The sequence below is a fragment of the Flavobacterium sp. GW823-FHT04A11 genome, from assembly GCF_058796535.1.
This window is the reverse complement of the sequence record NZ_CM179503.1, coordinates 4,980,486-4,995,384: the sequence shown is the minus strand read 5'-3', so window position 1 is coordinate 4,995,384 and position 14,899 is coordinate 4,980,486. Positions and strand designations below refer to the sequence as shown.

Sequence of the window (14,899 nt, the reverse complement as noted above, 5' to 3'; positions counted from 1 at the left end):
ATCAGAAACCACTAAAAATCTTTTCCTGAAAAGTCTCCAAATATCCCGTATTTTTGCAAAAAAAATAATCCTTTTGAAAACGAAGCTTTTTGTAATTACACCGCCTTTTACACAACTGAATACTCCGTATCCGGCAACTGCGTATATAAAAGGCTTTCTGAATACCAAAAATATAGAATCTGTTCAGGCTGATTTGGGTATTGATGTTATTTTAGAATTGTTTTCAAAAAAAGGATTGATTGATTTATTTGAATTTTCAGGTTTCAGGTTTGAAATGCCTAATCAGGATGTTTCGGATAATTCCAAGCGTATTTTTGCTTTGCAGGATGAATATATCAAAACGATTGATGCCGTAATTCAGTTTTTGCAGGGAAAAAATCCAACATTGGCCTTGCAGATTTGTCAGGAAGATTTCCTGCCCGAAGCTTCTCGTTTTGCACAATTGGAAGAACTCGATTGGGCTTTTGGAACAATGGGAACGCAGGATAAAGCAAAACATTTAGCAACATTATACCTTGAAGATATATCTGATTTTATTGTCGAATGTGTCGATGAAAATTTTGGCTTTAGCCGATATGCAGAACGTTTAGGCCGAAGCGCCAATTCTTTTGATGAATTGTACGACGCTTTACAACAAAGCCCAACTTATATAGATGTTATTTTAATTTCTATTTTAAAAGATAAAATTGAAAAAGTAAATCCAACTTTCTTTCTAATTTCTGTTCCCTTTCCAGGAAATTTATATAGCGCTTTTCGTTGTGCGCAATGGGTAAAACAAAATCATCCCGAAATTAAAATTTCGATGGGAGGCGGTTTTCCAAATACTGAATTGCGTTCGCTTTCAGATGCACGGGTTTTTGAATTTTTTGATTTTATTACTTTAGATGATGGTGAAGTTCCGATAGAAGAATTAATTTTCAATCTCGAAAATCCAAATGCTGTCACTTCGAGCGAAGTCGAGAAGCGGTATAAAAGAACTTTTCTTTTAGAAGAAGGAGAAGTTGTTTACAAAAACAATTCCTTAAAACACGATTATAAACAAGCTTTCGTGGGAACACCGGATTATTCTGATTTGCCTTTGGATAAGTACATTTCAGTTATCGAAATTGTAAATCCGATGCACAGAATGTGGAGCGACGGACGCTGGAATAAACTCACAATGGCGCACGGCTGTTATTGGGGAAAATGTACTTTTTGCGATATTTCATTAGATTATATAAAAGTGTACGAACCTGTTGCGGCAAATTTGTTGTGCGACAGAATGGAAGATATGATGCAGCAAACCGGGCAAAATGGTTTTCATTTTGTAGACGAAGCCGCTCCGCCAGCCTTAATGCGTGCGTTGGCTTTGGAAATTTTACGCCGAAAATTGGCCGTAACCTGGTGGACAAACATTCGATTTGAAAAAAGCTTTTCTAAAGATTTATGTTTATTGCTAAAAGCTTCGGGTTGTATTGCCGTTTCAGGAGGTTTAGAAGTAGCTTCAGACCGATTATTAAAATTGATTGACAAAGGCGTAACGGTAGAGCAAGTCGCAAAAGTTACCCGAAATTTTACCGAAGCCGGAATCATGGTTCATGCCTATTTGATGTACGGATATCCAACGCAGACAATTCAGGAAACGGTTGACAGTCTCGAAATGGTACGTCAGTTATTTGAAGCCGGGATTTTGCAATCCGGTTTTTGGCATCAGTTTGCGATGACGGCACATAGTCCGGTTGGATTATATCCGGAGAAATTTGGCGTTACCAAAAAAACAGAAACTATAGGAACTTTTGCCAATAATGATATTGATTACACGGATTCTACAGGAATTAATCACGATAAATTTAGTTTCGGATTAAAGAAATCACTTTTTAATTTCATGCACGGAATCTGCTTTGATTATGAATTGCAGGATTGGTTTGATTTTAAAATTCCGAAAACTAAAATCGATCCTTATTTCATTTTTAATGCCCTTGAAGAAACCAATGAATTCAACACAAAACCAAATGCAAAAGTGGTTTGGTTGGGAGGAAAACCTTCTGTAAATTATTTTACAAAATCTAAAAAAGGCCAAACCTGGGAAATGATGACTTTTACTTTTCATGATAAAAAGGAAAGTTTCAACATTCAAACCAATAAAAATGAAGGCGAATGGTTGGTTGAAATGCTGAAAAAAATCGCCATTTCAAATGCTAAAAACTATACTTTTCAGGAAGTAAAGGCTGACTTCGAAACGCAATTGGATGATTTTGAATTATTTTGGTATTCGAAACCTGTTAATACTTTGCGTGAGTTTGGGTTGTTGGTTTTGTAGGCTTTCTATAATCAAAACAATTTTTTTGTCATTTCGACGTAAGGAGAAATCACATCAAGAGAGCAACACACGTTAATCCTTTATGTGAGTTACTTCGTCCGTTCGCTATCGCTCGGGTCTCGTTCCTCGAAATGACAAAACTATACGAAAATATTGTTATGAAAATGAATGTTGAAGTAAACTCAATAAGAAACATTCTCCCCATCCTCAGGAATCGAAACTTTAGACAAAAGATTGTTTTCTTCTAAAGCTGCTCTTAATTCTGATCTTTTTGTGGGACAATGATTTAAAGCTTCCAGATGATTTGCAAAAACCTGATTGGGAGCCAATGCAACAAATTTCAAAATATCATTCATTCGCATTAATAAAGGCTGGCCAATATCAAGTCGGGCAGTTCCGCAGGCCACAACGGCAATTTCGGGTTTAAATTCAACCAGAACTTTTTGTACATGTTCTGTGAAAATGGTGTCAGAACTAATATAAATGGATTTTTCATTTGGCAATTCGATATGAAAACCCATTACATTTCCCATTAATTTGGCGATAAAACCATAACCATGAATCGCCGGAATCCCTATTATTTTTCCCTCTAAAAAAAGTTGAGGTTCCCAATAATCTAAAGACTGAATAACGTTTAAACCTCTTTTGGTTAATTCTTTTTCGTCCTTTTTGCTGCATATTACCGGAATACTTTTTCGTCTTAAAAAAACTTCTCCCGCTTTATCAATATGATCCGGATGTAAATGTGTAATTAAACAATAGGTTACTTTACTTAAAATTTCCCGACTGTTTTTAGGCAGGGAAACCAAAGGATTTCTTTTGGGTTTGTATCTAAAAATAGTAAAAGGCGGAATCGTTTTTCTCTTGCCTAACATCGGGTCAACCAAAAGCACATGTTGGTCCGTTTCTATAACTAAAGTGGCATTTCGTAAATGATGTAGTTTCATATCGGAGCAAATTAGATATTAAAAATACAAAATTTTAAAATAAATATTAGCAATAAATTACATCTTAAAACGAAAACCAACGCCGTGAATATTTTCTATCGAAATCCCTTTTTCATTAATTAAAAATTTACGCAAACGCGAAATAAAAACATCCAGACTTCGTCCGGTAAAATAATCATCATTTCCCCAAAGTGTAGAAAGGATTTTTTCTCTTTTTAAAACGGTGTTTTTATTATCAAAAAACAACTTCAGTAATTCGGCTTCGCGTTGTGTAAGTCCAATTTTTTCATTTTCATTAAAAAGAAAAAAATTAGTATAATCAAATTGATATTTCCCAATTGTATATAACGGACTGTCAATGTTACTGTTTTTCTGAGAACGTTTCAGGAAAATTTCAATCTTCAATAATAATTCTTCGATACTAAAAGGTTTTACCAAATAATCATCGCCGCCCAAACGCAGTCCTTTAATGCGGTCTTCTTTTAAAGTTTTGGCCGAAAGAAAAATAATCGGAATATCAGTATTGTTTTTTCTGATTTCAGTAGCGAGTTCAAAACCGTCAATTTTGGGCAGCATAATATCCAGAATGCAAATGTCGAAATCTTCATTTCTAAAGGCTTCCAAACCAGCTTTCCCATCAGAACAATGTACTACTTCATAGTTGTTTTGCTGCAAATTATCTTTCGTCAGAAACGCTAATGTTTCATCATCTTCGGTATAAAGAATTCTAAAATTTTTCATTTTTTATAAGGAATTGATATGGTGACAGTAACACCTTTTATTTCATTATTTTCGGCTTTTATTTTCCAGTTTTGCAAATTGCAAATTTCTTTTACGTAATACAGACCAAGGCCAAAACCATTGACTTCGTTACTTTTTTCATTTTGAATGCGATAAAATTTATCAAAAATTAAAGATAGATTTTTAATCGAAATCCCAATTCCGTTATCCACAAAAGCCAAATTTAAAATTTGGTTTTCTTCATAAATCTTAATTGTTATCTCGGGTTTTTCACTGCAATATTTCACCGCATTATCCAATAAATTGTACACTAAATTCGTAAAATGAAACGCATCAGTTTCAATGGCATAATCATTTGATTTACGATCAATTTTAATGTTGGCTTCAGGATATTTCAAAATGATATTTTCGATCGTTTCTTCAAGAATCGGAACAATCAAAACAGATTCTCTTTTCAATTCTAATGTTTTGTAATCAGATTTGGCAGTGTTTAGAATTTTCTCAATATGATGATTCAGTTTATGGCTTTGCTTAATAATAATATCTGTATATGTATGCAGTTTTTTATCTTCCTTAATTGGATTTTGTTCAATTAAATATTTTGAAGCAATTAAAATAGAAGACAAAGGCGTTTTAAACTCATGCGTCATATTATTAATGAAATCACGCTGCAGATCAGAATATTTTTTTTGCTGTAAAAGTGTAAAAATTGAGTACACATAAATCAACAGAATAAGAATCAATACAATGGAAAGTACAAACCAAAAACGCATCGAACTAAATAAATAAGAGGTTTCATTTGGAAAACGAACCGCAAAATAGTAGACAAGATTTTTGTGTTTTGGAAAATAAACAGATTGCTTGATTTTTTCGCTGTTGGATAATGAAATATAATTTCCGTACACCATTTCATTACTTTGGCAATTGTACATCGCGTATTCAAAATCAGTCGTAATGTTCATTTTTTTGAATTCTGTTTTCAGGTAAAATTCCAGAATATCAGGTTCAAAGTCATTTTCGACATTTACGATATAATAGTCATTGGCTACTTTTTGTACGGGATTTTGTGCCGGCAGCTCGTGGTTGGTGCCTTCATACAGTTTTTTTGCAACTTCAAGTAAAGCGATATGCGTTTTCTGACTGAGCTTTTGTTGCTCTAAAGTAAAAGCCTCTTTCGTCCAAAGCAATTGCGCTACCAAAATACTAATGATGGCAATAAGTCCTAAAAGAATGATACTGTTGAGTTTATTTATTTTCAAGAATAAGCATTTTTGATAGTGTAATATAGTCAAAATTTATATGAAAAACACCTGTTAACATTCGTTAACAAACATTTGAAACCGCTTAACAGCGAATTGTTTTTATCTAAAGTACTTTTGTTAAATGAAATGTAACCATAAACCACTTTAAATAAATTTATTATGAAAATTATTAAAATTTCGATGTTAGCTTTAGCTTTAGGATTAATGTCTTTTTCAGCAATAGCGCCAGTTCAGTCATTAGTTTCTACAAATGAAAATAGTGCAATTACAGCTTCAACAATAGTTTGGAAAGCAGAAACAGTTGATGTAGGTGAAATTCCTCAGGGAACACCAAAAGCAATTGTTTACGAATTTAAAAACACAGGAAAAACTACGGTTGTAATTACAGATGTAAAAGGATCTTGCGGTTGTACAGCAACAGATTATACAAAAGAACCAATTTTGCCTGGTAAATCAGCAAAAGTTACAGCAACTTATAATGCAGCAAACAAAGGTGCATTTACAAAAACGGTTACGGTAACAACAAGTGCAGAAGCAACACCAAAAATCCTGACATTAAAAGGAACGGTTATCTAAAAATAAAAGGTTGATTATAAAGGGAAAAACTCCGGATATGTAATGTATCCGGAGTTTTTTTATGTTTTTTATTTTAGAAAAATTGGTTCGCTTTGATATTGTAAAGCCAATATTAATTTTGTTCCAAATAACTTTGATTTCATTAAAACTTTTCTATTTTTATTGAAAAAATTGTTATGAAAATTTTGTATCCGCTTGTTGTTGTTGTACTTCTTTTTGGCGCTGTTTCTTGTAAGAAATCAGACAAAAAAGAAGAAGAATCGAAAAAGACTTCAGAAAAAGTGGTTCCTGAACTTAAAATTAAAATCGATAGTTCTGTTGTGGCAGCTTTTTATCAAACCTATCCTAAACTGATTAAATTTCAGAATGAAGTTCAGGCTTTATACCAGAAAAACAAATCGATTCAATTGTGGCTGGACAATAAAGGCGTTGTAGAATACGGAAATACTTTGTTTAATAAATACAAGGGATTAGAGCTGGAAGGCCTGAAAGCTAATTTTCCTTACAACGAAAAAATCAATCCTATTTTTGAACATACTGCTGAAAATAAATTATCGAAATCAGATACGGATTTGATGATTTCCAATTTGTATTTTTATTATGTTCAGAAAGTTTCTGGCGTAGATGAAAAAACAACCCGATCATTAGAATGGCTTTTACCGAGAAAAAAAGTCAATTATCAGGTTTTTTCAGATTCGATTTATAAAAAAGCGACCATTAGCGATGATAAAAAAAGCAAAATGTTCAGCCAGTATTACAAGCTTCGCGATGCGCTTCATGAATACAGGGAAATTGAAAAAAAAGGTGGCTGGAAAACGATCGAAACTGACGAAGATTTTAAAAGTTTTAAAATTGGAGATTCAGTTGCTGCAATTGGTCAAATTAGAGAGAGACTTTATGTTACGAAAACTTTAAAAGAAAATAATCAAAGTAATATATGCGATTCTGCTTTAATTACGGCGATTAGAAAATTTGAATTACATCACGGTTTAACACCAAAGAACACCATTTTACCAGAACATATTGCTGAATTGAATATTCCGGTTTCAGACAGAATCAAAACCATAATTGCAAACATGGAACGCTGCCGTTGGATTGATCCTCAGCTTGAAAAAGGCAAAGAATATATTGAAGTTAACATTCCGGAGTTTAGATTGTATTTGATTCGCAATCACGAAATTGCATTTGTATCGCCGGTGGTAGTTGGAAAAGCAATGACCAAAACCGTGATTTTTAGCGGAATGATGAATAATATTGTTTTTAGTCCGTATTGGAATGTTCCGCCAAGTATTATCAAAAGTGAAATTAAACCCGGAATGGCGAAAAACAGTAATTATCTTGCTCAGAAAAATCTTGAATGGAATAATGGCGCCGTTCGTCAGTTACCCGGGAAAAATAATTCGCTTGGTTTGGTGAAGTTTTTATTTCCAAATTCAAACAATATTTATTTACATGATACGCCTGCAAAAAGTTTATTCGAAAGAGAAAACAGAGCTTTTAGTCACGGTTGTGTTCGTGTAGGGAAACCAAGAGAATTAGCGATTGAACTTTTAAAACAGGATCCAAGTATGACACCTGCAAGAATTGATAAAGCAATGCACGCAGGGAAAGAAAGCTGGTATACGCTTAAAAAGAAAATTCCGGTTTACATTGGCTATTTTACTGCCTGGGTAGATCGCGACGGGAATTTGAATTTTTATAAAGATGTTTATAAAAGAGATGAAAGCTTGATAAAATTGTTAACTGAAGAATAGAAATAGTTGCTAATACTTTTCACGCAGATTTGGCAGATTACAGCAGATTAAATAAGATTTTTTTGGAAGTTACGACAAAAATAAATCTGCTACATTTGCTGAAATCTTTTTAAATCTGCGTGAAAAAAAACTATTTAGATAAAACGTCAATACATTTATAAAAACGTTTTGTATAATGTTCTGTATCAAGAGAAGTGATCGTGACGCTGCTTACTTTTCCGGAAGAGGCATGTATGAATTTTGACTTCATTCCGTTGGCTTCGCAGATAATTCCCAAATGCCCGATGATGGTTTTGTCCTGATAACCATAAAAAACCAAAATATCGCCCACTTTAAAATCTTCGGGTTGTAATGCCGTTCCTAAATTTTTATAATCTCCGGAACTTCTTGGTAAATTTTTACCAAAATTTTTAAAAACATAACTCACAAAACCAGAACAATCAAAACCTTTTTCGGGATCATTTCCGGCATATACATAAGGAACTCCCAAATATTGTTTGGCATACTCTACAAGTAATTCCCTGTCAACATTTGAACCTATTTTTTGAATGGGAACATTTACCGTTTTATTGTCTTTTGAAGTAAAAGAACACGATAAAAAGAATATTGCGAATAATATGTAAATGGCTGATTTCATTTTGAGAGAATAACTGATGTTTAATTCATAAAGATAGACTCTTGCATTTGAATATCAAAGCAATAGTTTTTAATATGTGTAGATTAATACTATTAAAACGAATAAAAGTATTTAATATTTTGGTTATTTTTTATTGCTTTTTGATGTTTTAGTATCTTTTTGACTGTATTATTTCAGGTATATTTGTGAATCACATTTATATTTTCATAAATAAATTATGTTTCTACAAAAAATAACATTTTTAATTTCGTTTTTGCTGATTTCGGTTATTTCGAATTCACAAACCAAAAGCAATAATTTTGTATATGCTGGCCGCGTTGAAAAACTTCAAAATAATACAGTTCTTTTGATTGGAACGGCTTCTTCGGTTTCTTTTAATTTTACCGGAAGCAAATGTGATATTTCACTTCAAAGTATTGATTCGTACGAACATCATAATTATGTTTCGTTGGTTTTAGACGGAAAATATATGGGTAAATTAAGAATTGAAAAAGGTGCGGCGCAATCATTTCCGATAAAAACTTCGGTTAATAAAAAAGTTCATAAACTCGAAATTTATAAAAATACGGAGGCACAAAGTGGAAATATTTTATTTGCCGGTACAAATACAAAACTAACTTCGATTGCTCTAAAAAAGAAAAAGAAGATCGAATATATTGGAGATTCAATCACTTGTGGTGCTGCAAGCGATTCGGTTGATTGTGATAAAGGAGAATATATGGATCATCACAACGGATATTATGCGTATGGTCCAAGAATTTCAAGAAAAATCGGTGTTGATTATCTGGTAAGTTCTGTTTCCGGAATCGGGATGTACAGAAACTGGAATGACGAGAACAAAGACGAAGCCATCATGCCGGATGTGTATCAGAATTTATATCTGACAAAAGATCCTTCAAAACCGAAATATGATTTTGCTTTTCAGCCAGATATAATAAGTATTGCGTTAGGAACAAATGACTTTTCCGTCGGAGATGGTAAAAAAGAACGTTTGCCTTTTAATGCCGAAAAATATGTTTCGAATTACATCAATTTTATAAAAATGCTGTACAAACATAATCCGAATGCACAAATCGTAATTACAAACAGTCCAATGGTTAACGGAGAAAAAGCCATTGTTTTTGAAGATTGTTTAAATAAAGTAAAAAGTGCTTTTGCATCTGATAAAACCCATAAACCAATCCTGATTTTCAAATTTAAACCCATGACACCAAAAGGTTGTTTAGGGCATCCGGATGTGTCTGATCACAAGGTTTTAGCCGATGAATATGCTCCGTTTTTAAAAAAGCTGTTAAATGAAAAATAATATATTTAAGTTTGTTTTCTTTCTGATGATTTCCAGTACTATGATGGCAAACGTAACACTTCCGAATATTTTTGGCGACAACATGGTTTTGCAGCGCAATTCTGAAGTAAAAATATGGGGTTGGGCAAGTCCAAAAGAAGAAATCAAATTGGTTTCTGGCTGGAACAATCAGGAATATAAAGTGGTGGCTAATAATCAGGCACAATGGGAACTTCATATTAAAACGCCAGAAGCGGGAGGACCTTATACGATTTCGATAAAAGGATATAATGAAGTGGTACTTAAAAATATTTTGATTGGTGAAGTTTGGCTTTGCACCGGACAATCCAACATGGAAATGTCTGCGAGTTGGGGAATTGATAATGGCGAAGAAGAAGCTAAAAATGCCACGAATCCTAACATTCGTTTTTTTACGGTTCCGAAATTAACCGCTACAACGCCTCAAAATAATCTATTAGGAAACTGGGTCGAATCGACTCCGGAAACCATGAAATATTTTAGCGCCATTGGTTACTTTTTTGCAAAACGCTTACGCGAAGATTTAAAAAATGTTCCAATCGGATTAATTTCATCGAATTGGGGCGGAACTCCGGCTGAAATCTGGATGCCGGAAGAAGTGGTTCAAAATGATCCAGTTTTATTAGAAAATGCCAAAAAACTCAACGAACAGGAATACGGTCCACGTCAGCCCGGAAGGGCATATAATGCGATGATTTATCCCATTACCGGATTTAAAATTGCAGGAACGCTTTGGTATCAGGGCGAATCGAATGTGGGTTCTTTGGTATATGATAAAACATTATCCGCGTTGATTACGTCATGGCGAAAATTCTGGCAAGACGAATTTCCTTTTTATTTCGTTCAGATTGCGCCTTATAAAACGGGCAGTAATAACTTCTCAAATGTTACGGTTAGAAATTCTCAACGAAAAATCCTGAAAGAAGTTCCCAAAACCGGAATGGTTCTCACAAGCGATATTTCGGATACAATTGATATTCATCCAAAGAATAAGAAAGATGTTGGCATTCGTCTGGCAAATCTGGCTTTGGCTGATATTTATAAGGTTAATACTAATTTGGTAAACGGACCACTTTTCAGAGATTTTAAAGTAGATAAAAACAAAGGAATCGTTTCGTTTGATTATTCAGATGGATTGTATTTTAAAAACAAAAACGCCAACCAATTTGAATTGGCCGGAGCCGATGGTATATTTTATTCGGCTGAAGCTGTGATTAAAAATAATCAGGTGATTGTGACGAGTAAAAAAGTGGCTGTTCCTGCAAAAGTGAGATTTGCTTGGGGAAATACAATACAATCTGATTTGTTTAATAAAGCGAATTTGCCGGCTTCTTGTTTTAATTCTGATTTTGGAATTTAGAATTTAGATTTTTTTGCCCACGGGTTTTACGGGTTAAACGGATTGACACTGTTTTTTTTTGATTGTTGTCTTATTTTTTGTCAGGCTGAGCGTAGTCGAAGCCCGCGCAAAGTTAAGAAACTAAGTTTGTCATTTCGACCGAAGGGAGAAATCACACTAGAAATTCCGCAAAGAATGTTGCCAAACTTTGTCGAGCTACTTATGTTCCTTCGACTTCGCTCAGGATGACATGTGCTGAGATGAAAAAAATATCGAAAAGTTCTCGTTAACCCGCTCGCGTGAGGGATAGCAGCGAAAAGCCCACAGCCTGACGAAGGAAGTGCGAGGACTTGCAGCGAATAGCCCGACCCGCCTTTTTCGGCGGGACACGCCCAAAACAGGAAACTATCTGACCAATATACTATCATGAAAAATAAAAAAATAATAACGATTGGGGTTTTTGCCCTGTTTACTGTTGGAAATATGAATGCACAGAAAAAGCCGTATCTGGATAAAAATAAAACTATTGAGCAACGTATCGATTTGCTTTTGCCTTTGATGACTTTGGAGGAAAAAGTGGGACAAATGAATCAATATAACGGTTTTTGGGATGTGACGGGACCGGCTCCAAAAGGTGGAACTGCCGAGTTAAAATACGAACATTTACGAAAAGGACTTGTCGGCTCAATGCTGACCGTTCGTGGTGTGAAGGAAGTTCGCGCCGTTCAGAAAATTGCGGTCGAAGAAACCCGTTTGGGAATTCCGCTGATTATTGGTTTTGATGTTATTCACGGTTATAAAACGTTGAGCCCGATTCCGTTGGCAGAAGCGGCGAGTTGGGATCTGGAAGCAATTAAAAAATCGGCGGCGATTGCTGCGGATGAAGCTTCGGCATCCGGAATTAACTGGACTTTTGGTCCAAATGTAGATGTTGCAAACGATGCGCGTTGGGGACGTGTGATGGAAGGTGCGGGGGAAGATCCGTATTTGGGAAGTAAAATTGCGATTGCCAGAGTAAAAGGTTTTCAGGGAGAAACAGTTGCTGATCTGGCCAAAGTAAATACGATTGCGGCTTGTGCGAAACATTTTGCGGCTTACGGCTATGTCGAAGCAGGTTTGGAATATAATATTGTAGATGTCAGTAATTCTAAATTGTACAATTCGGTTTTACCGCCTTTTGAAGCGACGGTTCAGGCTGGAGTTCGTACGTTTATGAATTCTTTTAATACTTTGAATGGCGTTCCGGCAACCGGAAATGCCTTTTTGCAAAGAGATATCCTGAAAGGAAAATGGAAGTTTGATGGTTTTGTGATTTCTGATTATGCATCGATTCGTGAAATGATTGCGCATGGTTATGCAAAAGATGAAGCCGATGCAACTGCAAAAGCGGTAAATGCTGGTTCAGACATGGATATGGAATCGTATTTGTATGTGGCGAAATTGGCTGATTTGGTGAAAGAAGGAAAAGTAAAGGAATCTTTGGTTGATGATGCCGTTCGCAGAATTCTTCGTGTAAAATTTGAACTAGGTTTGTTTGATGATCCGTACCGATATTGTGACGAAAAACAGGAAAAAGCGGTTGTTGGAAGTAAAGCCAATAATGAAGGAGTTTTAGATATGGCGAAGAAATCTATCGTATTGTTGAAGAATGAAAAAGGTTTGCTTCCGCTAAAAAAATCAGGACAAAAAATTGCTTTGATTGGGGCTTTGGCAAATGATAAAAACAGTCCGCTTGGAAGCTGGAGGATTGCGGCTGATGATAATACGGCCGTTTCGGTTCTTGAGGGAATGCAGCAATACAAAGATAATCAGCTGGTTTTTGAAAAAGGTACAGATTTGCTTTCGCAAAAAGCTACTTTTTTGACGGAAACTATTTTTAATACTACAGATAAAAGCGGTTTTGAAGCCGCAAAAACAGCCGCAAAAACAGCCGATGTTGTGGTTATGGTTTTAGGTGAATACGGTTTCCAGAGCGGCGAGGGCAGAAGCAGAACAGATCTGAATTTACCTGGTTTACAACAGGAATTATTAGAAGAAATTTATAAGGTAAATCCAAATGTAGTTTTGGTTTTAAATAACGGTCGTCCGTTGAGTATTCCGTGGGCGGCAGAACATGTTCCGGCAATTGTTGAGGCTTGGCAGTTAGGAACTCAAACCGGAAATGCCGTAGCGCAGGTTTTATATGGCGATTATAATCCGAGTGGAAAATTGCCGATGTCTTTCCCGAGAAATGTAGGTCAGGTTCCGATTTATTATAACAAGTACAGCACCGGAAGACCTGTTGACAGCGATAAAAATGTGTTTTGGTCACATTATATGGATGTCGAAAAAACGCCTCAATATCCGTTTGGTTTTGGTTTGAGTTATACGAAGTTTGATTACAAAAATTTGAAAGTAAACAAACCTGCTTTTACAAAAGGAGAAAATGTTCAGGTTAGTGTCGAAGTGACAAACTCCGGAAATTATGATGGAAAAGAAGTGGTTCAATTATACATTCATGATGAATATGCAAGCATCGTTCGCCCAATAAAAGAATTAAAAGGTTTTGAATTGGTAAACCTGAAAAAAGGAGAAACTAAAACGGTAACTTTTACTTTAACCAATAAAGAACTTGGTTTTTATGATAATGACGGGAATTATTTGGTAGAACCGGGAACTTTTAAAATTATGGTTGGAGGAAGTTCTGAAGGTGGTTTAACTGGTGGTTTTGAGATAAAAGAATAGTTTTTGAGAGGCAGAGGTGCAAAGGTTTTTTCGCCACGAATTCACGAATTTTTAAATAATTCATTCGTGAATTCGTGGCGATTTTTTTTTGCATAGCCCTTAGCTTCAGCTAGGGGGAATACGATTGGAATCAGAAAGCTTTTTGTAATCAAAAATATTTTCTCGCAGATTTTGCAGATCCGGCAGATTTTTTAATATCCATAATCTGCAAAATCTGCGAGAGTTTTTTGTATTTTTAAAACCTATAAAAACTTCCAACCAATTAAATTAAAATAATGAAATATAACAGATGTGGAAAAAGCGGGTTATTACTGCCTGAGATTTCTTTAGGATTGTGGCATAACTTCGGATCGGTAGATAATTTTGATAATGCAGAAAGTATTGCGGTCGAAGCTTTTGATAAAGGAATTACCCATTTTGATTTAGCCAATAATTACGGACCGGTTCCGGGATCTGCAGAAACTAATTTCGGTAAAATTTTATGGCATAATTTTCAGGGAAACTTACGCGATGAAATCATCATCTCGACAAAAGCCGGTTACACCATGTGGGACGGACCTTATGGCGATTGGGGTTCGAGAAAATATTTATTGTCAAGTTTAGACCAGAGTTTAAAGAGAATGAAAGTCGATTATGTCGATATTTTTTATTCGCATCGTCCTGATCCTGAAACGCCAATTGAAGAAACCATGATGGCGCTTGATTACGCCGTAAGAAGCGGAAAAGCGTTGTATGTTGGAATCAGTAATTATTCGGCAGAGCAAACTCGTGTTGCGGTTGATATTTTAAAACAATTGGGAACGCCATGTTTGATTCACCAGGCCAAATATTCGATGTTGGAGCGTTGGGTAGAAAATGGTTTACTGGATGTTCTGGAAGAAAAAGGAGTGGGCTGTATTGCATTTTCGCCTTTGGCACAAGGACTTTTAACAGATAAATACCTAAACGGGATTCCGGAAAATTCAAGAGCACATAATCCAAACGGACATTTGAAAGAAGATGAGGTTACTGAGGAACGTATTCAGAAATTAGTTCAGTTAAACGAAATCGCACAGAATAGAAATCAATCTTTGGCACAAATAGCGTTGGCCTGGCTGATGAAAGACAAACGAATCACTTCGGTTTTAATTGGTGCAAGTTCTGTTAGGCAATTAAATAATAATATTGATTGTCTGGAAATTTTTGATTTTACGCAAGATGAATTGAATGCGATTGAGAAGATTTTGTCTTGATTTTTAATAAATAATATCAACTTTACAATATTAAACCCGACAGGTTTTAAAAACCTGTCGGATT

General features: G+C 35.0%; 11 protein-coding genes. 7 read left to right on the top strand and 4 right to left on the bottom strand.

The features are described 5' to 3' along the window. Nucleotides 1-73 precede the first annotated feature (73 nt). Nucleotides 74-2,299: a B12-binding domain-containing radical SAM protein gene (locus AC3QL1_RS21310; RefSeq protein WP_492494136.1), complete on the top strand. Its 2,226-nt coding sequence runs from the start codon at nt 74-76 to the stop codon at nt 2,297-2,299. Nucleotides 2,300-2,481: 182 nt separating this feature from the next. Here the strand turns inward: AC3QL1_RS21310 and AC3QL1_RS21305 are convergent, their stop codons facing one another. Genes AC3QL1_RS21305 through AC3QL1_RS21295 form a run of 3 tightly spaced genes read right to left on the bottom strand, consistent with a single transcriptional unit; the run spans nt 2,482 to nt 5,246 of the window. Then, nucleotides 2,482-3,246 carry an MBL fold metallo-hydrolase gene (locus AC3QL1_RS21305; protein ID WP_492494135.1) on the bottom strand — a complete coding sequence of 255 codons (765 nt, stop codon included), beginning with the start codon at nt 3,244-3,246 and terminating at the stop codon, nt 2,482-2,484. Between the two features lie 57 nt (nt 3,247-3,303). Then, nucleotides 3,304-3,987: a response regulator transcription factor gene (locus tag AC3QL1_RS21300; protein WP_492494134.1), complete on the bottom strand. Its 684-nt coding sequence runs from the start codon at nt 3,985-3,987 to the stop codon at nt 3,304-3,306. Then, the gene (locus AC3QL1_RS21295) at nt 3,984-5,246 is read right to left on the bottom strand and encodes a sensor histidine kinase (protein ID WP_492494133.1); all 1,263 of its coding nucleotides are present in this window, start codon (nt 5,244-5,246) and stop codon (nt 3,984-3,986) included. Before AC3QL1_RS21295 ends, AC3QL1_RS21300 begins: the two co-directional genes overlap by 4 nt. Nucleotides 5,247-5,408: 162 nt before the next feature. Between AC3QL1_RS21295 and AC3QL1_RS21290 the strand changes: the two genes are divergently transcribed. Further along, nucleotides 5,409-5,825 (top strand): DUF1573 domain-containing protein, encoded by a 417-nt coding sequence (locus AC3QL1_RS21290; RefSeq protein ID WP_492494132.1) that lies wholly within the window; start codon nt 5,409-5,411, stop codon nt 5,823-5,825. A 176-nt stretch (nt 5,826-6,001) separates the two neighbouring features. Further along, nucleotides 6,002-7,579 (top strand): L,D-transpeptidase family protein, encoded by a 1,578-nt coding sequence (locus tag AC3QL1_RS21285; RefSeq protein WP_492494131.1) that lies wholly within the window; start codon nt 6,002-6,004, stop codon nt 7,577-7,579. Nucleotides 7,580-7,709: 130 nt separating this feature from the next. Here AC3QL1_RS21285 and AC3QL1_RS21280 read toward each other — a convergent pair whose 3' ends face one another. Next, nucleotides 7,710-8,216: a C40 family peptidase gene (locus tag AC3QL1_RS21280; protein WP_492494130.1), complete on the bottom strand. Its 507-nt coding sequence runs from the start codon at nt 8,214-8,216 to the stop codon at nt 7,710-7,712. Nucleotides 8,217-8,433: 217 nt separating this feature from the next. Here AC3QL1_RS21280 and AC3QL1_RS21275 point away from each other — a divergent pair, with 217 nt between their 5' ends. The 4 genes from AC3QL1_RS21275 (at nt 8,434) to AC3QL1_RS21260 (ending at nt 14,835) form a co-directional block, all read left to right on the top strand. Beyond that, nucleotides 8,434-9,522, top strand: a complete 1,089-nt coding sequence (locus AC3QL1_RS21275; protein ID WP_492494129.1) for an SGNH/GDSL hydrolase family protein — start codon at nt 8,434-8,436, stop codon at nt 9,520-9,522. Next, nucleotides 9,512-10,900: a sialate O-acetylesterase gene (locus AC3QL1_RS21270; RefSeq protein WP_492494128.1), complete on the top strand. Its 1,389-nt coding sequence runs from the start codon at nt 9,512-9,514 to the stop codon at nt 10,898-10,900. The genes AC3QL1_RS21275 and AC3QL1_RS21270 overlap by 11 nt, the downstream gene beginning before the upstream one ends. A 405-nt stretch (nt 10,901-11,305) precedes the next feature. Further along, on the top strand, nt 11,306-13,603 hold the full coding sequence (gene bglX / locus AC3QL1_RS21265) for a beta-glucosidase BglX (protein ID WP_492494127.1): 2,298 nt from the start codon (nt 11,306-11,308) through the stop codon (nt 13,601-13,603). Between the two features lie 275 nt (nt 13,604-13,878). Next, nucleotides 13,879-14,835, top strand: coding sequence for an aldo/keto reductase (locus tag AC3QL1_RS21260; protein WP_492494126.1), 957 nt, complete (start codon nt 13,879-13,881; stop codon nt 14,833-14,835). The last annotated feature ends 64 nt before the right edge of the window (nt 14,836-14,899 follow it).

Coding starts and splice junctions, on each gene's coding strand:
- AC3QL1_RS21270 (WP_492494128.1), top strand. CDS start 9,512: ATGAAAAATAATATATTTAAGTTTGTTTTCTTTCTGATGATTTCCAGT.
- AC3QL1_RS21260 (WP_492494126.1), top strand. CDS start 13,879: ATGAAATATAACAGATGTGGAAAAAGCGGGTTATTACTGCCTGAGATT.
- AC3QL1_RS21275 (WP_492494129.1), top strand. CDS start 8,434: ATGTTTCTACAAAAAATAACATTTTTAATTTCGTTTTTGCTGATTTCG.
- bglX (WP_492494127.1), top strand. CDS start 11,306: ATGAAAAATAAAAAAATAATAACGATTGGGGTTTTTGCCCTGTTTACT.
- AC3QL1_RS21280 (WP_492494130.1), bottom strand. CDS start 8,216: ATGAAATCAGCCATTTACATATTATTCGCAATATTCTTTTTATCGTGT.
- AC3QL1_RS21290 (WP_492494132.1), top strand. CDS start 5,409: ATGAAAATTATTAAAATTTCGATGTTAGCTTTAGCTTTAGGATTAATG.
- AC3QL1_RS21285 (WP_492494131.1), top strand. CDS start 6,002: ATGAAAATTTTGTATCCGCTTGTTGTTGTTGTACTTCTTTTTGGCGCT.
- AC3QL1_RS21305 (WP_492494135.1), bottom strand. CDS start 3,246: ATGAAACTACATCATTTACGAAATGCCACTTTAGTTATAGAAACGGAC.
- AC3QL1_RS21300 (WP_492494134.1), bottom strand. CDS start 3,987: ATGAAAAATTTTAGAATTCTTTATACCGAAGATGATGAAACATTAGCG.